Origin of the sequence: Pseudomonas sp. WJP1, assembly GCF_028471945.1 — a bacterium.
GTDB lineage: Bacteria > Pseudomonadota > Gammaproteobacteria > Pseudomonadales > Pseudomonadaceae > Aquipseudomonas.
Genome location: NZ_CP110128.1, coordinates 1,775,930 through 1,796,950 on the forward strand (window position 1 = coordinate 1,775,930; position 21,021 = coordinate 1,796,950).

Consider the following 21,021-nt stretch of genomic DNA (forward strand, 5'->3'; position numbering starts at 1 on the left):
ACCATGACTTCCGGCATCTTCATTCCCGAGCTGGGCCATCTGGCCATGATCCTGGCGCTGTGTTTTGCGCTGGTTCAGGCCGTCGTGCCATTGGTCGGCGCCTGGCGCGGTGACCGCTTCTGGATGAGCCTGGCCCAGCCAGCGGCCTGGGGGCAGTTCACCTTCCTGCTGTTCGCTTTTGGATGCTTGACCTATGCGTTCATGGCTGACGATTTTTCTGTCGCCTATGTTGCCAGCAACTCCAACAGTGCCTTGCCCTGGTACTACAAATTCAGCGCCGTATGGGGCGCGCACGAAGGTTCGTTGCTGTTGTGGGCGCTGATCCTCGGCGGCTGGACGTTCGCAGTGTCGGTGTTCTCCCGGCAGTTGCCGCAAGTGATGCTGGCGCGTGTGCTGGCAGTGATGGGCATGATCAGCACCGGTTTCCTGCTGTTCCTGATCCTCACCTCCAACCCGTTCAAGCGCATCCTGCCGCAAATGCCCAGCGATGGCGCCGACCTCAATCCATTGCTGCAGGATATCGGCCTGATCGTTCACCCGCCGATGCTGTACATGGGTTACGTCGGGTTCTCGGTGGCGTTCGCGTTCGCGATCGCAGCGCTGATGGGCGGTCGCCTGGATGCCGCGTGGGCGCGCTGGTCGCGTCCGTGGACCATCGTCGCCTGGGCCTTCCTCGGTATCGGTATCACCCTCGGCTCCTGGTGGGCCTACTACGAACTCGGCTGGGGCGGCTGGTGGTTCTGGGACCCGGTGGAAAATGCCTCGTTCATGCCCTGGCTGGTGGGCACCGCGCTGATTCACTCGCTGGCGGTCACGGAAAAACGTGGTGTGTTCAAGAGCTGGACCGTGTTGTTGGCCATCGCCGCCTTTTCGTTGAGCCTGCTGGGCACCTTCCTCGTGCGTTCCGGCGTGCTGACTTCGGTGCATGCCTTTGCCTCGGACCCCGAGCGCGGCGTGTTCATCCTGATCTTCCTGCTGTTCGTGGTCGGTGGTTCGCTGACGCTGTTCGCCTTGCGCGCTCCGGTGGTCAAGAGCCAGGTCGGCTTCAACCTCTGGTCCCGGGAAACCCTGTTGCTGGGCAACAACCTGGTGCTGGTGGTAGCGGCTTCGATGATCCTGCTGGGCACCTTGTATCCGTTGATTCTCGATGCCATGACCGGCGCCAAGCTGTCGGTCGGCCCGCCGTACTTCAACGCGCTGTTCATTCCGTTGATGGCCTTGTTGATGCTGGTGATGGCGGTCGGCGTGATCGTGCGCTGGAAAGACACCCCGGTGAAGTGGCTACTGAGCATGCTCACCCCGGTACTGCTGGGTAGCGCCGCGCTGGCGGTGGTGGCTGGCGTGGCTTACGGCGATTTCAACTGGGCGGTACTGGCGACCTTCATGCTCGCGGCCTGGGTGTTGCTGGCTGGCGCGCGTGACATTGTCGACAAGACTCGCCACAAAGGCCTGATCAAAGGCCTGCCGACCCTGACCCGCAGCTACTGGGGCATGCAGGTTGCACACCTGGGCATCGCCGTTTGCGCCCTGGGCGTGGTGTTGTCGAGCCAGAACAGTGCCGAGCGCGACCTGCGCCTGGCGCCCGGCGAATCCATGGCCCTGGGCGGTTATCAGTTCATCTTCGAAGGCGCCAAACACTTCGAAGGCCCGAACTTCACCTCCGACAAGGGCACCGTCCGGGTGATCAAGGGCGGCAAGGAGGTCAGCGTCCTGCACCCGGAAAAACGCCTCTACACGGTACAGAATTCGGTGATGACCGAAGCCGGGATCGACGCCGGTTTCACCCGTGACCTCTATGTCGCACTGGGCGAACCCCTGGGAGACGGCGCCTGGGCGGTACGCGTGCACGTCAAGCCGTTCGTGCGCTGGATCTGGTTCGGTGGTTTGCTGACCGGTCTTGGCGGCTTGCTGGCAGCGCTGGACGGACGTTATCGAGTCAAGGTGAAAAGCCGTGTGCGTGAAGCACTGGGCATGTCTGGAGCGACTGCATGAAGCGTTGGTTGATGCTCTTGCCACTGGCGATTTTCCTGGTGGTGGCTGTTTTCCTGTATCGCGGTCTGTACCTGGACCCGGCCGAGTTGCCCTCGGCGATGATCGGCAAACCCTTCCCGGAGTTTTCCCTGCCGGCGGTGCAGGGCGACAAGACCCTGACCCGTGCCGACATTCTCGGTAAGCCGGCGCTGGTCAACGTCTGGGGCACTTGGTGCATTTCCTGCCGGGTCGAGCACCCGGTGTTGAACAAGCTGGCTGAAAAGGGCGTGGTGATCTACGGCATCAACTACAAGGACGTCAACGCCGACGCCTTGAAGTGGCTGGCGGACTTCCACAACCCCTATCAACTGGACATCCGCGACGACGCCGGCACCCTGGGCCTGAACCTCGGTGTGTACGGCGCCCCGGAAACCTTCTTCATCGACGCCAAGGGCATCATCCGCGACAAATTCGTCGGCGTGATCGACGAGCAGGTCTGGCGCGAAAAACTGGCGGCCAAGTACCAGGCGCTGGTCGACGAGGCCAAGCCATGAAGCGCTGGATTGCCGCCGTTGTCCTGGGCTTGAGCCTGGCCGGCGTGGCCCACGCCGCCATCGACACCTACGAGTTCGCCAAGGAAGGTGATCGCGAGCGTTTTCGCGAGTTGACCAAGGAGCTGCGTTGCCCCAAGTGCCAGAACCAGGACATCGCTGACTCCAACGCACCGATCGCCGCCGACCTGCGCAAAGAGATTTTCCGCATGCTCGGCGAGGGCAAGGACAATCAGCAGATCATCGACTTCATGGTCGATCGCTACGGTGATTTCGTCCGCTATAAACCGGCCCTGAACGCCAAGACCGCGCTGCTCTGGTTCGGCCCCGCCGGCCTGCTGCTGGGCGGTGTGGTGATCATCGCGGTGATCGTGCGCCGTCGCCGCGTGCAACGCGCCGAAACGCCGGGTTCGCTTTCTGCCGAGGAGCGCAAGCGCCTCGACCAACTGTTGGATAAAAACCAAGAATGATTGATTTCTGGCTCGCTGCAGGCCTGCTGCTCCTGGTAGCCCTGAGTTTTCTGCTGATCCCCGTTCTGCGTAGCCGTCGCGCCCAGCTCGAAGAGGATCGTACTGCACTGAACGTGGCGCTGTATCAGGAGCGCGTGGCTGAGCTTCAGGTTCAGCAGCAAGAGGGCGTTCTCGATGCCGCGCAAATGGACGCCGGCCGCGCCGAAGCCGCCCGTGAACTGCTCGCCGACACCGAAGGCGTTGCCGCGCCGCGGGTGACCCGCCTGGGCAAGGCGGCACCGTTGCTGGCCGCCATCCTGGTGCCGGTGCTGGGCCTGGGTCTGTACCTGCATTTCGGTGCCAGCGACAAAGTCGAGCTGACCCGGGAATTCGCCCAGGCGCCGCAGTCGATGGAAGAAATGACCCGGCGCCTGGAGCGCGCGGTCGCGGCGCAACCGGATTCTGCCGAAGCGCTGTACTTCCTCGGTCGCACCTACATGACCCAGGATCGTCCGGCTGATGCGGCGAAGGTCTTCGAGCGCACCGTGAACCTCGCCGGGCGCCAACCTGAACTGTTGGGGCAATGGGCCCAGGCCCAGTATTTCGCCGATGGCAAGAAGTGGTCGGACAAGGTCCAGGCCCTGACGGACGAAGCGCTCAAGGCTGATCCGAAAGAAGTGACCAGCCTTGGCCTGCTGGGCATTGCCGCCTTCGAAGGCCAGCGTTATCAGGAAGCGATCGATTACTGGAATCGCCTGCTGGAGCAACTGCCGCCGGACGACCAGTCCCGTATCGCGCTGCAGGGCGGTATCACCCGCGCCAGTGAGAAACTGGTGGCCAGCGGTGGCAAGGTGGCCCAGGCGCCAGCGGCCAAGCCGGCAGCGCTGCTCAAGGTCCGGGTGGACCTGGCGGCCGACCTGAAGGCCAAGGTCCAGCCGGGCGACAGCGTGTTCATCTTCGCCCGCGCCACTTCTGGCCCACCGGCACCGCTGGCGGCCAAACGCCTGACCGTGGCCGATTTGCCGGCCACCGTCGAATTGGGTGATGGCGATGCAATGATGCCGCAGTTGAAACTGTCGAACTTCCCTGAAGTCCAACTGGTTGCACGCATTTCCCGCGCTGGCCAACCGACGGCGGGCGAGTGGATCGGTCGCAGCCAGCCCCTGGCCAGCAGCACCACCGCGCCGCAACAACTGACCATCGACAGCCCGGATAAATAACAGGAAGCCGCCATGACCGCCATTGCTCGTATCACCCTGCTCAGCGTTGTTTTGGGGCTGAGCGCTTGTGCGGTCCAACGGCCACCTGAAGAGCCGGCCCCGCCACGGATCCCGCCGTCGCAGCCCAGCACCAAACCGGCGCCGTCGACGGTGCCGAGCAAACCGACGACTCCCGCCAAACCGGCCAAGCCGTTGCCGCGCACCTCGGCCAGCTTTGCGCCGCCACCGGGGGGCAATAGCCATTGGGACCCGAAACTGGGTGTGTATGTGCTCGACGATCAACCGAACACCTTCTACCGCCAACGCACCTACTACCGTTGGGACAACGGCTGGAGCCGCTCGATCAGCCCGAAAGGGCCGTGGGAAGAGACGGATATCCAAGGGGTGCCGGGCGGGTTGGGACGGCAATTCGGGCAGTGATCTAAAAGGCGACCTTCGGGGTCGCCTTTTTTGTACGTGCGGGAAAAGGTGGGGCCGCGGTGTATATCGGTGACGGACCACTCGCCGGGTCAGCACCAGTTCGTACGGGAATCCAAGTACCGTGAGTACTTCATGGGGCAACAACATCGTGCGCGGCAGTTCGCACTCGGGTAACGTGGCCGCCGCAGAACTGGACGACGCGCAGTCAGGAGGATTTTCCGTTGGTCCAGCAAGCAGGGCGACGAGCGAAATGGGGGGAGTGATGGCTGGCAGGTTGATCTATCTCATCGGGCCTTCAGGTTCGGGCAAGGACAGCCTGCTCGATGCCGCGCGAGCGCGGTTGGCCGAGCGTGGCTGCCGTATCGTGCGGCGGGTCATCACGCGTTCGGCCGAAGCCGTGGGCGAGGCGGCGCTGGGCGTCAGCCCGCAGCAGTTCGTCGAGATGCGGGCCCAGGGCGCGTTTGCCCTGAGCTGGCACGCCAACGGTCTGTACTACGGCATCCCGCGAGAAATCGACGATTGGCTGGCCGCTGGACAGGACGTGCTGGTGAATGGCTCGCGGGGGCATTTGCAGAATACTCGCGAGCGTTATCCGAACGTGTTGGCGGTGTTGCTGACCGTGGACCAGGCGGTGTTGCGCCAGCGCCTGCTGGCGCGTGGGCGTGAGTCCGTGGCAGAGGTCGATCAGCGCCTGGCGCGCAATGCCCGCTTCAGCGAGCGTCTGCTGGCCAATGATCCGACCGTGCAGGTGCTCGACAACTCCGGGCCCCTGGAGCGCACCGTCGAACGACTCCTGGCCTGCCTCGACGAGCCCGCGGCATGCGCTTGAGGTGTTGGCGATTCTTTCGCTGAAAACCTTCCTTCATCACACCCCGCAATACAACCGAACGTCGTACTTGCAGTTTTTGTGCTTGAGTAAAGATAACTCTAGGGTTATTTTTGTTGAGGCCGAAGCAAGGAGGCTGGTGGTGCAAAGCAGGCTATTGATCAAGGAATTGATGGAGGCGGGTTGGGCCCTGGACCGGGTCACTGGCAGTCATCACATCTTCACCCACCGTTACAACCCGTACACCATTCCCGTTCCCCATCCGAAAAAGGATTTGCCGGTCGGGACGGTCAAGAGCATCAGGAGGCGAGCCGGGCTGTACTGCCCGCCAGCCAGTTACGCAGGAGATCCATAATGCAATATCCAATCTGTATCGAATGGGGCGATGAGAACACCGCCATCGGTATCCAGATCCCCGATATCCCAGGTGCGGTAACCGCCGGGGATAGCTTTGAAGAGGCCTACAACGCAGCCGTCGAGATTGCCCACATCATGCTGCAGGAATTGGCGGCGGATGGCGAGCCGATTCCGATGCCGACTTCGGCTTCGGTGCATCGCAGTAATCCCGAGTTCGCCGACATGGGCTGGGGCATGCTGGAGCTGGACATCTCGCCGTACCTGGGCAAGACCGAGAAGGTCAACGTGACGTTGCCTGGCTATGTGATCCAGCGCATTGACCGTTATGTGCGCGAGCACAATGTCAAAAGCCGGTCGTCGTTCCTGGCGGATGCGGCGATGGAGAAACTGGTGCGCAATTGAAGTGAACCTGGCGGGCGATCCGACTCGCCCGCCAGGTGCTTGAGTCTTTACGCCGTCGCCAACGAAGCCTTCTGCGAAACACTCAGGAACCGCAACAACGCCAGCAATGGAAACGCGCTGCCGACCACCACGATCCACAACCAGCCGCCGTGCTCATACACCGCACTGGCCACGGATGAGCCAAATGCGCCGCCGATGAAGATGCTGGTCATGTACAACGCATTGAGGCGGCTGCGGCTTTTGGCGTCCAGGGCGTAGACCGCGCGTTGGCCGAGGACCATGTTCATTTGCACGCAGAAGTCCAGGACCACGCCGGTCACGGCCAAGCCGATCACGCTGTAGGCGGGGTGGATGAAGGCGGGCAGGAAGCTCAGGCTGGCGCACAGCAGGGCCAGCAATGAAGCGATGCGGGTGTGCCCGGCGTCGGCCAGGCGTCCGGCGATAGGCGCGGCAATGGCGCCGATTGCGCCGACCAGGGCGAAAATTGCGATCTGGCTTTGCGACAGGCCATGATTGCGCGCCAGTTCCAGCGGCACGGCGGTCCAGAACAGGCTGAACGTGGCGAACATGCACCCTTGGTAGAACGCCCGCTGGCGCAATACCGGCTGTTGGCGCAGCAACGTCCAGAGCGAGCCCAGCAATTGGCCGTAGGACGCGCTGTGGTCAGGCTGGCGCTTGGGGATGGTCAGCGCCAGCACGATGCTGATCGCCGCCATCAATAGCGCGGCAATCACAAACATGGCCCGCCAGCCGAAATGATCCGCCACCACGCTGGACACCGGTCGCGCCAGCAAGATTCCCAACAACAAACCGCCCATGATCCCGCCGACCACGCGGCCGCGAGATTCTTCCGGCGCCAGGTGCGCGGCCAGCGGAATCAGGATCTGCACCGACACCGAGCTGAAGCCCACCAGTAGCGAAATCAGCAAGAACAGGTTCGGTTGATCGGTGAACGCCGCGCCCAGCAGGCTGGCAATGGCCACCAGGGTGGTGATGATCATCAGCCGGCGGTTTTCCAGCAGATCACCCAGGGGCACGAGGAAAAACAGGCCCAGGGCATAGCCGATCTGGGTCAGCGACACGATCAGGCTGGCCATGGTGCTGGTCAGGCCGATGTCCGGTGCGATCAGGCCGATGATCGGCTGCGCATAGTAGATGTTCGCGACGATCGCACCACAGCAGAAGGCGAACAGCAGCACCATGCCTCGGGTCATTGTCGCGGTGCCATGGGGCAGCTGGGTCGCTGGGTTCATAACGTGTCTCGATGGAAATAAGGGAATGCGCGCAGGCTAAAGGCCCGATTGAGGCAGCGGAAGGGTAATTGGAGTGATAGTAATTATTTCATTGCGCGATGTGTGAGTGAGCAAGCACCACCGGCCATCCGAAGAGCGGCCCGTTTTCCCGTGACAGCTAAAATCTATTGGGGGATCACTTCAACGTGTCCTTACAAAGCGGGAGTATCACGATGAAAATCGTATCTTCGCTGGCGTTGGTGGTAGCGGTTGGGTCGATCTATGGTTGCTCGACAGTGCCTGATCGTCAGGTCACCAACGTTCCCATGAGCGCTACTTCCATCAATGCCGGGAACATCGCCCGGCCAATCATGATGCCCGACGGGCAAGCAACAGTGTTCTGGTTTGCTGTCAGTGGAGAATCCATGGGTAGCGCGTTACCAGGTCGTTTGCAGGCCTATATCTACCCGGGAAGCTGTGGAAATCTGGGTGCCAAACCCACCTATGACATGAATGACGGCCCGAATGCGCGGTTCTATTCGCAAGCGTCCATGCAATATTTCTGGAAAAGCGCACCCGTACCGGTCGAGACACTTCGAGCGGGGGGCTATGCGTTGGTGGTGCGTGAAAGCCCGGCCGATGGTCACCAGGCTATCTTCTGCGGCAATCTGAGCTGAAACACCCATAACACCCTGTAGGAGCGAGCCTGCTCGCGATGAACTTCAACGATGACGCGGGCTGTCTGAATGCCCTCGTTGTCCCGGCGTCCATCGCGAGCAGGCTCGCTCCTACAGGTGGTGGTTACTGGGCGTAAATCTGATCGAAAATCCCGCCATCATTGAAGTGGGTTTTCTGCACGGTGCGCCAGTCGCCGAAGGTTTTCTCTACCGACAGGAAGTCCACTTTCGGGAAGCGGTCGGTGTACTTGGCCAGCACGGCCGGATCACGCGGACGCAGGTAGTTGGCGGCGGCGATTTCCTGGCCTTGCGGCGACCACAGGTACTTCAGGTATTCCTCGGCAGCGGCGCGGGTGCCTTTCTTGTCGACGGTCTTGTCGACCACCGACACCGGTGGCTCAGCCTCGGCGGAGACGCTTGGGTAAATGACTTCGAACTGATCGCGGCCAAACTCACGGGCGATCATTTCCGCTTCGTTTTCGAAAGTCACCAGCACGTCGCCGATCTGGTTGGTCATGAAGGTTGTCGTCGCGGCGCGGCCACCGGTGTCCAGGACCGGAGCTTGCTTGAACAGCTTGCCGACGAAGTCCTTGGCCTTGTTTTCGTCGCCGCCATTTTTCAGCACGTAACCCCAGGCCGAGAGGTAGGTGTAGCGGCCGTTACCTGAAGTCTTCGGGTTTGGCACGATGACTTGCACACCGTCCTTGAGCAAGTCTGGCCAGTCTTTCAGGGCTTTCGGGTTGCCTTTGCGCACGATGAACACGGTGGCCGAGGTGAACGGCGCGCTGTTGTTCGGCAGGCGGGTGACCCAGTTGTCCGGGACCAGTTTGCCGTTATCGGCCAGGGCGTTGATGTCGGTGGCCATGTTCATGGTGATCACGTCCGCGGGCAGGCCATCGATAACCGAGCGCGCCTGTTTGCTGGAGCCACCGAAGGACATCTGCAAGGTGATGTTTTCGTTGTGTTCGGCTTGCCAGTGTTTCTGGAACGCAGTGTTGTAGTCCTTGTAGAAATCGCGCATCACGTCGTAGGAAACGTTGAGCAGGGTCGGTGCGGCCTGGGCCACGCTGGCCAGTGCCAGGCCAGCGGCGAGAAGTGAGGCGCCAAAGAGTTTTTTCACTGCGAATTCCTTGTTCGAGAAGATGTTTTTGTAAAAAACGAGGCAATTTGCCAGCGACTATAGCCGGGCTCGCATAGTCGTTTAAAGATTAAAAAGCTCTGTGCTTATTCTATTTTCTTGAACAATGCATTGCCGCAGCGAGAGCAGAACGCGGCGCCGTGTTCATGGTTGTTCTTCTTGCACACCGGGCAATCATGTTGCAGCTGTTCGCCACGCATCGCGTTGGCGAGTTCGGCGGTAAAAATTCCGGTGGGTACGGCGATGATCGAGTAACCGGTGATCATGACCAGCGAGGAAATCACCTGGCCCAATGGCGTCTTCGGCACGATGTCGCCAAAACCCACGGTGGTAAGGGTCACGATGGCCCAGTAGATGCCTTTGGGAATGCTGGTAAAGCCGTGCTCGGGGCCTTCGATCACGTACATCAGCGTGCCGAATACCGTCACCAGGGTGCAGACGCTGACCAGGAACACCACGATTTTCTGCTTGCTGCCACGCAACGCCGACATCAGGTAATTGGCTTGCTTCAGGTAAGGGCTGAGCTTGAGCACGCGGAATATCCGCAGCATCCGGATGATCCGGATAATCAACAGGTACTGCGCATCGGCGTAATACAGCGCCAGGATGCCGGGCACGATCGCCAGCAAATCCACCAGTCCATAGAAGCTGAAGGCGTAGCGCAGGGGCTTGGGCGAACAGTACAGGCGCAGGCCATATTCGATGGCGAAGATGACGGTGAAGCCCCACTCGATATACGCCAGCACGTCGGCGTAGTTGCGGTGAACGGTATCGATGCTGTCGAGCATCACGATCACCAGGCTGGCGAGGATGATCAACAGCAATATGCCGTCGAAGCGCCGACCCGCCTTGGTGTCGCTCTGGAAAATCATGACGTAGAGGTCTTCACGCCAGTTTTTGCTGCTGTCCATGGATAACGCCTGACTCAATGATCAGCGCAGCCTAGGTTGATTCTCCCCGGGAGCGCAAGGCGCAGTGGCCCCCGTCGCCTTGGCGAGCACTTGAGCAGGCGCACGAATCAGCCAGCAGGCGAGGATGAACGGTGCGGTCAGCGTGGGCAGTCCAATCGCGGCAAACATCGGCGTCAGCAGCAACGCGCAGGCAATGCCGACCAATGGCAGCCACGGTTGCTGGCGCTGCGCGCTGAAGGCGAGGGCGGCGAGCACGGCGTTATAGCCACCCAGGCCCAGCAGTGCGGTGTAGAAGTCGTGGTGCAGCAGGTTCCAACCCATGCCCGCTACAGACGCCAACATCGCCCAGCAAAAGGCGCGACGATCAGCGATCAGCAAACCGGCGGCAATCATCGAGCCGGCCAGCGGATGACCGAGGAACATCACCTGGCCGAGGCCTTTGAGGGGGGCGGCGAGCATGTTCAGCGTGCTGACCTCGATCAGATGCGCCTCGGTCGAGGGCGTGGCGAAGCATAGCAGCACCCAGCTCAACCCCACGAAAGGCGCGGTGTAGGCGGGCAGGTACTGGCTGACACGGGCGCGTTTGAGCCACTGTTGCGTGAGCATGGCGCTCAGGCCGCCAGCGGCGAGGATCAGCAGCGGCGACATCGCTGACCATGGGAAATACAGGCTGATCAACAACCCAAGCAGGACGCCGTTATAACTGTAGAGTCCGGCCTGGCGGTCGGCCTTGGCGTAGCCGCGACGTTGCGCGGTGAGCAATCCGGCGACGCCACCGAGCAGCGCACCGCCAAGCAAGGCTGGCGCGGTAAACAGGATGGCGAGCAGGCACAGTAGACCAAACAGCGGATGGCGCTGGAGGAAGATTTGACTGAAACCGTTGAGCAAGGCTTCGGCCCAGTCGGGGCAGTGGGTGTTGAAGTGGTTGGCAGGCATTTTTTTCAGTGTGTCAAAGGGAGCCGAGTCGCCTGTTTCGCGGGCAAGCCTCGCTCCTACTGGGATACGCTGTCCCCGTAGGAGCGAGGCTTGCCCGCGAAGGGGCCAGTGCAGACGTTAGATCAACGTCTCGATACGCAAAGAGTTAGTCGACCCCGGCTGCCCAAACGGCACACCCGCGGTGATCAATAACGTATCACCGCGCTGCGCCATGCCCTGGGCCTGGGCAATTTCCAGCGCCGTAGAGCACACTTCGTCCACCTGGCGCAGGCGATCGTTGACTACCGAGTGCACACCCCAAGCCACAGTCAGGCGACGAGCGGTTTGCCGATTTGGCGTCAGGTTGAGGATCGGCACCGTCGGCCGTTCCCGCGCCGCACGCAAACTCGAGGTGCCGGACTCGCTGTAGTTCACCAGCACCGCCACCGGCAGCACATTACTGATACGGCGAATCGCGCAGCTGATCGCATCGGAAACAGTCGCTTCGGCTTTCGGTCGGCTGACGTCCAGCTGGGTCTGGTAGTCCGGGCCGTTTTCCACCTGGCGGATGATCTTGCTCATCATCTGCACGGCTTCGAGCGGGTATTCGCCGGAGGCGGTTTCCGCCGACAGCATCACCGCGTCTGCACCTTCGGCCACCGCATTGGCGACATCGGTGACTTCGGCGCGGGTGGGCGCCGGGGAGAAACGCATCGATTCGAGCATCTGCGTCGCCACCACCACCGGCTTGCCCAGCTGGCGACAGGTAGCGATGATGTTTTTCTGGATCTGCGGCACGCTTTCGGCCGGCACTTCTACGCCCAGGTCACCGCGGGCGACCATGATTGCGTCGCTCAATTCAGCGATTTCGCGCAATTGCGTGACCGCTGACGGCTTCTCGATCTTGGCCATCAGGAACGCCTTGTCGCCGATCAGCGCACGGGCTTCGCGAATGTCTTCAGGACGTTGCACGAACGACAGGGCCACCCAGTCCACCCCCAGTTCGAGGCCAAAGCTCAGGTCGCGGCGGTCTTTGGCGGTCAGCGGGCTCAGGTCGAGCACCGCTTGCGGCACGTTCACGCCCTTGCGGTCCGACAGCTCGCCGCCGTTGAGCACGGTGGTGTCGATTGCGTCGGCGTACTTGGTGACGACCCGCAGGCGCAGCTTGCCGTCATCCAGCAGCAGGTCCATGCCAGGTTCCAGCGCAGCGATGATTTCCGGGTGCGGCAGGTTGACCCGGCGTTCATCACCCGGCGTGGCATCGAGGTCCAGGCGCAGGGCTTGCCCGCGATGCAGTTGCACCTTGCCGGCGGCAAATTTGCCGACCCGCAGTTTCGGCCCTTGCAGGTCCATCAGGATGCCCAGCGGATAATTCAGCTGGCGCTCGACTTCACGGATCCATTGATAGCGTTTGGCGTGGTCGGCGTGATCGCCGTGGCTGAAGTTCAGGCGAAAGATATTGACTCCGGCCTGAACCAGTTGACGAATGTCATCGATCCCGTTGGTGGCGGGGCCGAGGGTGGCGAGGATCTTGACCTTTTTGTCAGGCGTCATGGTTTAGGGCTCTCAAGAATCAGGATGGCGCGGAAGTCGTTGACGTTGGTGCGGGTCGGCTCGGTGACGATCAGTGCATCCAGCGCCTCGAAATAGCCGTAGCCATTGTTGTTGTCCAACTCGTCGCTGGCGCTCAAGCCGAGGGCCGCGGCACGGGCATAACTGTCCGGGGTCATGATTGCCCCAGCGTTGTCTTCGGAACCGTCGATGCCATCGGTATCACCGGCCAGGGCATAGACACCGGGCAGGCCCTTGAGGCTGTCGGTCAGGCTGAGCAGGAACTCGGCGTTGCGCCCGCCACGGCCGTTGCCGCGAACGGTGACCGTGGTTTCGCCGCCAGACAGAATCACGCACGGCGCAGCCAGCGGCTGACCATGCTGGACGATCTGCCGGGCGATGCCGGCGTGGACTTTCGCCACTTCCCGGGACTCGCCTTCCAGGTCGCCCAGGATCAACGGGCTGTAACCGGCCTGACGGCATTTCACCGCCGCCGCTTCAAGGGATTGCTGCGGGCGGGCGATCAGTTGGAAGTGACTGCGGGCCAGGCTCGGATCGCCGGGTTTCACCGTCTCTGATTCCGGGCTTTGCAGCCAGTTACGCACGGAGGCGGGCACGTCGATGGCGTAGCGCTTGAGGATCGCCAACGCTTCGGCCGAGGTGCTCGGGTCGGCCACGGTAGGGCCGGAGGCGATCACCGTGGCGAGGTCGCCCGGCACATCGGAAATCGCATAGGTATAAACGGTGGCAGGCCAGCAAGCCTTGCCGAGGCGGCCGCCCTTGATCGCGGAAAGGTGTTTGCGTACGCAATTCATCTCGCCAATGGTCGCGCCGGATTTGAGCAGGGCTTTGTTGATCGATTGCTTGTCGGCCAGGGTGATGCCTTCGGCCGGCAGGGCGAGCAGCGCAGAGCCGCCGCCGGACAGCAGGAAGATCACGCGATCTTGTTCGTTGAGGTCGCTGACCAGTTCCAGCACGCGTTTGGCCACGGCCAGACCGGCGGCATCCGGAACCGGATGCGCGGCTTCGACCACTTCGATTTTTTCGCAGGGGGCGCCGTGACCGTAACGCGTCACCACCAGGCCGGACACTTCACCCTGCCAGCAACGCTCGACCACCTGGGCCATGGCGGCCGCGGCTTTGCCGGCACCGATGACGATTACCCGACCGCTGCGGTCGGCAGGCAGATGGGCTTCGAGGACTTGTTGCGGATGGGCCGCGTCGATGGCTGTGGCGAACAGCTCACGCAGCAATTGTTGCGGATCGACCGACATGGCGGGCTCCCGGAATTCTTGTTATTGGAGTAGGGCAAAAAACAGGTGACTCGACTCGGACCTTGTGGGAGCTGGCTTGCCAGCGATACAGACGCTGCGGTCTTGCAGGCAGACCGAGGCAATTTCATCGCGGGCAAGCCCGCTCCCACAGGAAACGGGGCAGGGCTTAGTTCTTATCGCGAATCGAGAAATTCGCCATGTGTTCCAGGCCCTTGATCAGCGCCGAGTGGTCCCAGTTGCTGCCACCGATGGCCGCGCAAGTGCTGAACACCTGCTGGGTGTTGGCGGTGTTCGGCAGGTTGATGTTCAGCTCCTTGGCGCCTTGCAAGGCCAGGTTCAGGTCCTTCTGGTGCAGGCTGATGCGGAAGCCTGGATCGAAGGTTCCCTTGATCATGCGCTCGCCGTGCACTTCGAGGATCTTCGACGAAGCGAAGCCGCCCATCAGCGCTTCACGCACCTTGGCTGGATCGGCACCGTTCTTGGAAGCGAACAGCAGGGCTTCGGCCACGGCCTGGATGTTCAGCGCGACGATGATCTGGTTCGCCACTTTGGCGGTTTGACCGTCACCGTTGCCACCGACCAGGGTGATGTTCTTGCCCATGGCCTGGAACAGCGGCAGCGCGCGTTCGAAGGCATCGGCATCGCCGCCGACCATGATGCTCAGGGTCGCCGCCTTGGCACCGACTTCACCACCGGAGACCGGAGCGTCGAGGTATTGCGCGCCTTTTTCGTTGATCTTTGCAGCGAAAGCCTTGGTGGCGGTCGGCGAGATCGAGCTCATGTCGATCACTACTTTGCCTTTGCCAACACCGGCGGCAACGCCGTCGGCACGGAACAGTACGTCATCGACCTGCGGGGTATCCGGCACCATGACGATGATGAACTCGGCTTCCTGGGCCACTTCTTTCGGGTTCGCCAGGGCGACGGCGCCACCGGCAACCAGGTCGGCAGGGGCGGCATCGTGGTGCGCCGACAGGAACAGGCTGTGACCGGCTTTCTGCAGGTTCAACGCCATTGGGTGGCCCATGATGCCGGTGCCGATAAATCCGATTTTAGCCATGAGAAAATCCTCTTTTTATTGCTTTGTTCGCAAAATTCGTGGGGTGTCAGCGAGGGCGCCTTCGCGGGCAAGCCTCGCTCCTACAGACAACCCCGATCCCGTAGGAGCGAGGCTTGCCCGCGAAGAACGATGACGCGGTCTAGGGTCAGATCGCGTTATGGGTTTTGAGCCAGCCCAAACCCGCTTCCGTGGTGGTCAGCGGCTTGTATTCGCAACCGACCCAGCCCTGATAACCGATGCGATCCAGGTGTTCGAACAGGAAGCGGTAGTTGATTTCACCGGTACCTGGTTCGTTGCGTCCTGGGTTATCTGCCAGCTGCACATGGTTGATTTCGCCCAGGTGCGATTGCAGGGTGCGGGCCAGGTCACCCTCCATGATTTGCATGTGATAGATGTCGTATTGCAGGAACAGGTTGGCGCTGCCGACCTGCTCGCGAATCGACAGGGCTTGCGCCGTGTTGTTCAGGTAGAAGCCCGGGATGTCACGGGTGTTGATTGCTTCCATCACCAGTTTGATGCCCGCCGCCTGCAGCTTGTCGGCTGCGTACTTGAGGTTGGCGACGAAGGTTTTTTCCACGGTGGCATCGTCAACGCCTTGTGGGCGGATGCCGGCCAGGCAGTTGACCTGGGTGTTGCCCAGCACTTGTGCGTAAGCGATCGCCAGATCGACACCGGCGCGGAACTCTTCAACCCGATCCGGCAGGCAGGCGATACCGCGCTCGCCCTTGGCCCAGTCGCCGGCCGGCAGGTTGAACAGCACTTGGGTCAGACCGTTGGCGTCGAGCTTGGCCTTGATTTCGGCAGAGCTGAAGTCGTACGGGAACAGGTACTCGACACCACTGAAACCGGCCTTGGCGGCCGCTTCGAAACGGGCGAGAAAGTCCTGTTCGGTGAACAGCATGGACAGGTTGGCTGCGAAACGCGGCATGGTGGTCTCCCGTAAATTTGTGTAGGCCCCCTGTAGGAGTGAGCCTGCTCGCGATAGCGTAATGTCAGTCAACATTGATGTTGAATGTGCCGGCCTCATCGCGAGCAGGCTCGCTCCCACAGGGGGGACGATCAATCAGTCCAGCAACGAAATTGCCGTTGGCGCATCGTTGCCGACCAGCGCCAGGTCTTCGAATTCGTTGACGGCGTTGATCTCGGTGCCCATGGAAATGTTGGTCACGCGCTCCAGGATGATCTCGACGATCACCGGAACCTTGAACTCTTCGATCATCTGTTCGGCCTTGCGCAGGGCAGGGGCGATTTCAGACGGTTCGAATACACGCAGTGCCTTGCAGCCCAGGCCTTCGGCCACTGCGACGTGATCGACGCCATAACCGTTGAGTTCCGGTGCGTTCAGGTTGTCGAAGGACAGCTGCACGCAGTAGTCCATCTCGAACCCGCGCTGCGCCTGACGGATCAGGCCCAGGTACGAGTTGTTCACCACCACATGAATGTACGGCAGCTTGAACTGCGCACCCACCGCCAGTTCTTCGATCATGAACTGGAAGTCATAGTCCCCCGACAGGGCCACGACTTTGCGGCTCGGGTCAGCCTTGACCACGCCCAGCGCGGCAGGAATGGTCCAGCCCAGTGGGCCTGCCTGACCACAGTTGATCCAGTGGCGCGGCTTGTAGACGTGGAGGAACTGCGCGCCGGCAATCTGCGACAGACCGATGGTGCTGACGTAGCAGGTGTCTTTGCCGAACACCTGGTTCATCTCTTCGTAGACGCGCTGCGGCTTGACCGGCACGTTGTCGAAATGGGTCTTGCGCTGCAGGCTGGCTTTGCGCTGCTGGCAATCTTGCAGCCAGGCACTGCGGTTTTTCAGCTTGCCGGCAGCTTGCCACTCGCGAGCGACTTCGATGAACACGGTCAGCGCGGCAGCGGCGTCGGACACGATGCCCAGGTCCGGGGTGAATACGCGGCCGATCTGCGTGCCTTCGATGTCGACGTGAATGAACTTGCGGCCTTCGGTGTAGACGTCGACCGAACCGGTGTGGCGGTTGGCCCAACGGTTACCGATGCCCAGTACTACGTCGGACTTCAGCATCGTGGCGTTGCCATAACGGTGCGAGGTTTGCAGACCCACCATACCGACCATCAATGGGTGATCGTCCGGGATGGTGCCCCAGCCCATCAGGGTCGGGATGACCGGGATGCCGGTCAGTTCGGCAAACTCCACCAGCAGGTCGCTGGCGTCGGCATTGATGATGCCACCACCGGCCACCAGCAACGGGCGCTCGGCCTGGTCCAGCAAGGCCAGGGCCTTCTCGACTTGAACGCGGCTAGCGGTTGGTTTGGCCAATGGCAACGGCTGGTAGGCGTCGATGTCGAATTCGATTTCCGCCATCTGTACGTCGAACGGCAGGTCGATCAGCACCGGGCCTGGACGGCCGGAGCGCATTTCAAAAAAAGCTTTCTGGAACGCGTAAGGCACCTGGCCCGGTTCCAGAACGGTGGTTGCCCACTTGGTCACTGGCTTGACGATGCTGGTGATATCGACAGCCTGGAAGTCTTCCTTGTGCATACGGGCGCGGGGTGCCTGGCCGGTAATGCAGAGGATTGGAATCGAGTCGGCCGAGGCGCTGTAGAGCCCGGTGACCATGTCGGTACCGGCAGGGCCGGAAGTGCCGATGCACACGCCGATGTTGCCGGCCTTGGTGCGGGTGTAGCCCTCGGCCATGTGCGAGGCGCCTTCAACGTGGCGAGCGAGTACGTGATCGATGCCGCCGACCTTTTGCAGGGCGGAGTACAGCGGGTTGATGGCGGCACCGGGGATGCCAAAAGCGGTATCAACCCCTTCACGGCGCATCACCAGAACGGCGGCTTCGATTGCTCTCATTTTGCTCATGGTTTTGTGCCTCTTTACGTTTTGTAATTGTATACAAGTGGCTTTGCGCAGAGTGTATTCACGGCGGACGGCGCAGGTCAATCCATTTTCTCAAGCGGTCGTTTCATTCGTCGGAAGCCCGTTCTACTGTGGCTTTTCGTCGCATGCGGCGCTTTTCGAGAATTATTGTATACAAAAAAATAATTCATTGTGTTCTATTTGTTGCATCGGCCTGCGGCAGAACGAAGCAGGCCACCGGCTTTCCGAAAAACAAAATGAGGACGGCACCATGAGCGCTTTAACCTTGAAAGTCGCAGTCAACCTGGTCAACGAAGCCATCAACGCAGGGCGCGCCATCTCCGCGGCACCCCTGACCATTGCAGTGCTGGACGCCGGCGGGCACCTGATCGCCTTGCAGCGCGAGGATGGCGCCAGCCTGCTGCGCCCGCACGTCGCCATCGGCAAGGCCTGGGGCGCCATCGCCTTGGGCAAAGGCTCACGCCTGCTGGCACTGGACGCCCAACAGCGCCCGGCGTTCATCGCGGCGTTGAACAGCCTGGGGCAGGGCAGCGTCGTGCCGGCACCGGGTGGTGTGTTGGTCCGGGATCAGGACGGGAATGTGCTGGGGGCGGTGGGGATCAGCGGGGATTTGTCGGATGTTGACGAGCAGTGTGCGATCAATGCGATTGAGGCGTTGGGGTTGAGGGCGGATGCGGGGGTTGCTGCTTGAGTTGTAGCGCCTGATCCAATGCCATCGCCATCGCGAGCAGGCTCACTCCTACAAGGATCGGGATTGGACACAAAATGTCCGAACGCCAAAAATCCACTGTAGGAGTGAGCCTGCTCGCGATAGCTATCTACCAGACACACCTAGACAACAGATTGCCCCACACACTTGAATCCACAGAGCTAGCCTTCTCATGACCTGATCATGGGAGGCAATGGAATGCCGGATTTACCTGCCGCAAGTCGATTGCGAATCGGTCGCTATGCAGAAAACAGCCGAATTTATCTGTTAACCACCAACACAGCTCACAGAGTCCCGGTTTTCAAGGATTTCACCTTGGGCCGACTGGTGGTCGATCAATTTCGCAATGCACAGAATCTAGGTTTTACGAAGTCGTTGGCCTGGGTGGTCATGCCAGATCATTTTCACTGGTTAATTGAGTTGCAGAAGGGATCTCTGAGTGAATTGATGCAAAAAACCAAGTCGATGAGTACCAAAGCCATAAAGCAGTCTACCGGTCGAAGCAGCAGTATCTGGCAGAGAGGATTTCATGATCGGGCACTGCGACGGGAAGAGGATTTGGTGAAACTGGCTCGATATGTAGTAGCCAACCCGTTACGGGCTGGACTGGTCGAGAAGCTTGGCGATTATCCGTTGTGGGATGCTGTTTGGGTTTGAGCTGAAATCGAGTTGCCTTCATCGCGAGCAGGCTCACTCCTACAGAAAAACCCTTCCCTGTGGGAGCTGGCTTGCCAGCGATAGCCGCACCGCGGTCCATCAGTCCGGCTCACACCCCTTGAGCACCAACCGGATGATGGTCTGCGCCGCCGCTTCATAATCCTCTTCATCCAGCTTGGCCTTGCCGGTGATGGCGGTGATTTGCCAGTCGAAGTCGGCGTAGGTCTGGGTCGCGGCCCAGATGCTGAACATCAGGTGATTGGGGTCGATGGGCGCAATCTGGCCACGGTCGATCCAGGTCTGGATGCAGTCGATGTTGTGCTTGGCCTGGCCGTTGAGCTGTTCGACCAGGTCGGAACTCAGGTGCGGGGCGCCGTGCATGATTTCGCTGGCGAACACCTTGGAGGCGAAAGGCAGGTCGCGGGAGATGCGGATTTTCGAGCGGATGTAGCCGCTCAGCACTTCACTGGGCACACCCTCGGGATTGAACGGCGTCGAGGCCTGCAGGATCGGCTCGATGATGCTTTCCAGGACCTCGCGGTAGAGGTTTTCCTTGGATTTGAAGTAGTAGTAGACGTTGGGCTTGGGCAGTCCCGCCTTGGCTGCGATGTCACTGGTTTTGGTCGCAGCGAAGCCCTTGTCGGCAAATTCTTCACTGGCGGCACGCAGGATCAGTTGTTTGTTGCGCTCGCGGATGGTGCTCATAAACCAGAGGGTTCCTTGCCTGTACTGGCGGTGGCGCATGGTATCACCGGCCTTCGGCGACGCTCAAGAATGCTCCATGCGGCGTCAGGCCGCGCTATGCTGCACGGCATTCATTCAAGAAGGAAAGCCGATTCATGGCAGGAAGCAGTTTGCTCGTGCTGATCGACGACATCGCCGCCGTGCTGGACGATGTGGCGTTGATGACCAAAATGGCCGCCAAGAAGACCGCCGGGGTACTGGGCGATGACCTGGCGCTCAACGCCCAGCAGGTCAGCGGCGTGCGTGCCGAGCGGGAAATCCCGGTAGTCTGGGCGGTCGCCAAGGGCTCTTTCGTCAACAAACTGATCCTGGTGCCGTCGGCATTGGCCATCAGCGCGTTCATCCCGTGGCTGGTTACGCCGTTGTTGATGGTGGGGGGCGCTTACCTGTGCTTCGAAGGGTTCGAGAAGCTCGCCCACAAGTTCCTGCACAGCAAGGCTGAAGACCTGGCCGAACATGCCGAACTGGTAGAGGCCGTGGCGGATCCGGCGGTCGATCTGGTGGCGTTCGAAAAGGACAAGATCAAGGGCGCGATCCGTACCGACTTCATCCTCTCGGCGGAAATCATCGCCATCACCCTCGGCGTCGTGGCCGATTCGGCGCTGACCCAACAAGTCATCGTGCTCTCGGGCATCGCCATTGTCATGACTGTCGGCGTCTACGGGCTGGTGGCGGGCATCGTCAAACTCGATGACCTGGGCCTGTGGCTGACCCAAAAGCCGGGGCAAATAGCCAAAAGCATAGGCGGCGGCATTCTACGTGCAGCGCCATACATGATGAAAAGCCTGTCGGTGATCGGGACGGCGGCCATGTTCCTGGTCGGTGGCGGCATCCTCACCCACGGCGTGCCGGTGGTGCATCACTGGATCGAAAGTGTCAGCGCAGGGGCGGGTGGTGCCGGGTTTATCGTGCCGACGTTGCTCAATGCCGTGGCGGGGATCGTGGCGGGGGCGGTGGTGTTGGTGGGAGTGATGGCCGTCAGCAAGGTCTGGAAAGCGCTGAAAGGCTAAGACCGACGCATAACAAATGTAGGAGTGAGCCTGCTCGCGATAGCGGTATTACATTCAACGCGTATGTTGACTGTTATACCGCTATCGCGA

General features: G+C 61.1%; 22 protein-coding genes. 12 read left to right on the forward strand and 10 right to left on the reverse strand.

Annotation, left to right across the window (positions count from 1 at the left end):
- Nucleotides 1-3 precede the first annotated feature (3 nt).
- The 8 genes from OH720_RS08110 (at nt 4) to OH720_RS08145 (ending at nt 6,196) form a co-directional block, all read left to right on the forward strand.
- Entirely contained in the window at nt 4-1,992 is a 1,989-nt protein-coding gene (locus OH720_RS08110; RefSeq protein WP_272605179.1) for a heme lyase CcmF/NrfE family subunit, read from the forward strand.
- A complete protein-coding gene (locus OH720_RS08115; RefSeq protein WP_008055373.1) occupies nt 1,989-2,525 on the forward strand; it encodes a DsbE family thiol:disulfide interchange protein in 537 nt (178 codons plus the stop codon). Before OH720_RS08110 ends, OH720_RS08115 begins: the two co-directional genes overlap by 4 nt.
- Nucleotides 2,522-2,992 carry a cytochrome c-type biogenesis protein gene (locus OH720_RS08120; RefSeq protein WP_008055374.1) on the forward strand — a complete coding sequence of 157 codons (471 nt, stop codon included), beginning with the start codon at nt 2,522-2,524 and terminating at the stop codon, nt 2,990-2,992. Before OH720_RS08115 ends, OH720_RS08120 begins: the two co-directional genes overlap by 4 nt.
- Nucleotides 2,989-4,191 carry a c-type cytochrome biogenesis protein CcmI gene (ccmI, locus tag OH720_RS08125; protein WP_272605180.1) on the forward strand — a complete coding sequence of 401 codons (1,203 nt, stop codon included), beginning with the start codon at nt 2,989-2,991 and terminating at the stop codon, nt 4,189-4,191. Before OH720_RS08120 ends, ccmI begins: the two co-directional genes overlap by 4 nt.
- Nucleotides 4,192-4,203: 12 nt before the next feature.
- Nucleotides 4,204-4,611, forward strand: coding sequence for a hypothetical protein (locus tag OH720_RS08130; protein ID WP_272605181.1), 408 nt, complete (start codon nt 4,204-4,206; stop codon nt 4,609-4,611).
- A 262-nt stretch (nt 4,612-4,873) separates the two neighbouring features.
- Complete coding sequence (gene phnN / locus OH720_RS08135; protein ID WP_272606417.1) at nt 4,874-5,440, forward strand: phosphonate metabolism protein/1,5-bisphosphokinase (PRPP-forming) PhnN; 567 nt, start codon at nt 4,874-4,876, stop codon at nt 5,438-5,440.
- Nucleotides 5,441-5,579: 139 nt separating this feature from the next.
- The gene (locus tag OH720_RS08140) at nt 5,580-5,792 is read left to right on the forward strand and encodes a type II toxin-antitoxin system HicA family toxin (RefSeq protein ID WP_180202808.1); all 213 of its coding nucleotides are present in this window, start codon (nt 5,580-5,582) and stop codon (nt 5,790-5,792) included.
- Nucleotides 5,792-6,196 (forward strand): type II toxin-antitoxin system HicB family antitoxin, encoded by a 405-nt coding sequence (locus OH720_RS08145; RefSeq protein ID WP_008061213.1) that lies wholly within the window; start codon nt 5,792-5,794, stop codon nt 6,194-6,196. The genes OH720_RS08140 and OH720_RS08145 overlap by 1 nt, the downstream gene beginning before the upstream one ends.
- 47 nt (nt 6,197-6,243) lie before the next feature.
- On the opposite strand, the gene OH720_RS08150 is transcribed toward OH720_RS08145, so the two are convergent.
- The gene (locus OH720_RS08150; protein ID WP_272605182.1) at nt 6,244-7,449 is read right to left on the reverse strand and encodes an MFS transporter; all 1,206 of its coding nucleotides are present in this window, start codon (nt 7,447-7,449) and stop codon (nt 6,244-6,246) included.
- 212 nt (nt 7,450-7,661) lie between these two features.
- Between OH720_RS08150 and OH720_RS08155 the strand changes: the two genes are divergently transcribed.
- Entirely contained in the window at nt 7,662-8,105 is a 444-nt protein-coding gene (locus tag OH720_RS08155; RefSeq protein WP_272605183.1) for a hypothetical protein, read from the forward strand.
- A 124-nt stretch (nt 8,106-8,229) separates the two neighbouring features.
- On the opposite strand, the gene OH720_RS08160 is transcribed toward OH720_RS08155, so the two are convergent.
- From OH720_RS08160 to gcl, 8 genes are all read right to left on the reverse strand, one after another.
- Nucleotides 8,230-9,225: a sulfate ABC transporter substrate-binding protein gene (locus tag OH720_RS08160; protein WP_272605184.1), complete on the reverse strand. Its 996-nt coding sequence runs from the start codon at nt 9,223-9,225 to the stop codon at nt 8,230-8,232.
- Nucleotides 9,226-9,329: 104 nt separating this feature from the next.
- On the reverse strand, nt 9,330-10,154 hold the full coding sequence (locus OH720_RS08165; RefSeq protein ID WP_272605185.1) for an ion transporter: 825 nt from the start codon (nt 10,152-10,154) through the stop codon (nt 9,330-9,332).
- Nucleotides 10,155-10,175: 21 nt separating this feature from the next.
- Nucleotides 10,176-11,090 (reverse strand): urea transporter, encoded by a 915-nt coding sequence (locus OH720_RS08170; RefSeq protein ID WP_272605186.1) that lies wholly within the window; start codon nt 11,088-11,090, stop codon nt 10,176-10,178.
- 117 nt (nt 11,091-11,207) lie between these two features.
- Entirely contained in the window at nt 11,208-12,623 is a 1,416-nt protein-coding gene (gene pyk, locus OH720_RS08175; RefSeq protein WP_272605187.1) for a pyruvate kinase, read from the reverse strand.
- The gene (locus OH720_RS08180) at nt 12,620-13,894 is read right to left on the reverse strand and encodes a glycerate kinase type-2 family protein (RefSeq protein WP_272605188.1); all 1,275 of its coding nucleotides are present in this window, start codon (nt 13,892-13,894) and stop codon (nt 12,620-12,622) included. The genes pyk and OH720_RS08180 overlap by 4 nt, the downstream gene beginning before the upstream one ends.
- Nucleotides 13,895-14,060: 166 nt before the next feature.
- Entirely contained in the window at nt 14,061-14,954 is an 894-nt protein-coding gene (locus tag OH720_RS08185; RefSeq protein ID WP_180202800.1) for a 2-hydroxy-3-oxopropionate reductase, read from the reverse strand.
- A 145-nt stretch (nt 14,955-15,099) separates the two neighbouring features.
- A complete protein-coding gene (gene hyi, locus OH720_RS08190; protein WP_008026777.1) occupies nt 15,100-15,882 on the reverse strand; it encodes a hydroxypyruvate isomerase in 783 nt (260 codons plus the stop codon).
- Between the two features lie 135 nt (nt 15,883-16,017).
- Entirely contained in the window at nt 16,018-17,793 is a 1,776-nt protein-coding gene (gene gcl, locus OH720_RS08195; protein ID WP_272605189.1) for a glyoxylate carboligase, read from the reverse strand.
- 268 nt (nt 17,794-18,061) lie between these two features.
- Between gcl and OH720_RS08200 the strand changes: the two genes are divergently transcribed.
- Together OH720_RS08200 and OH720_RS08205 are read left to right on the forward strand one after the other, a co-directional pair.
- Nucleotides 18,062-18,502 (forward strand): GlcG/HbpS family heme-binding protein, encoded by a 441-nt coding sequence (locus OH720_RS08200; protein ID WP_272605190.1) that lies wholly within the window; start codon nt 18,062-18,064, stop codon nt 18,500-18,502.
- A 216-nt stretch (nt 18,503-18,718) separates the two neighbouring features.
- Nucleotides 18,719-19,177: an REP-associated tyrosine transposase gene (locus OH720_RS08205; RefSeq protein ID WP_272605191.1), complete on the forward strand. Its 459-nt coding sequence runs from the start codon at nt 18,719-18,721 to the stop codon at nt 19,175-19,177.
- Nucleotides 19,178-19,276: 99 nt separating this feature from the next.
- Here the strand turns inward: OH720_RS08205 and OH720_RS08210 are convergent, their stop codons facing one another.
- Nucleotides 19,277-19,882 carry a TetR/AcrR family transcriptional regulator gene (locus tag OH720_RS08210; RefSeq protein ID WP_180202796.1) on the reverse strand — a complete coding sequence of 202 codons (606 nt, stop codon included), beginning with the start codon at nt 19,880-19,882 and terminating at the stop codon, nt 19,277-19,279.
- 134 nt (nt 19,883-20,016) lie between these two features.
- On the opposite strand from OH720_RS08210, the gene OH720_RS08215 reads away from it, so the two are divergent.
- Nucleotides 20,017-20,931 carry a DUF808 domain-containing protein gene (locus OH720_RS08215; RefSeq protein ID WP_272605192.1) on the forward strand — a complete coding sequence of 305 codons (915 nt, stop codon included), beginning with the start codon at nt 20,017-20,019 and terminating at the stop codon, nt 20,929-20,931.
- Nucleotides 20,932-21,021 lie beyond the last annotated feature (90 nt).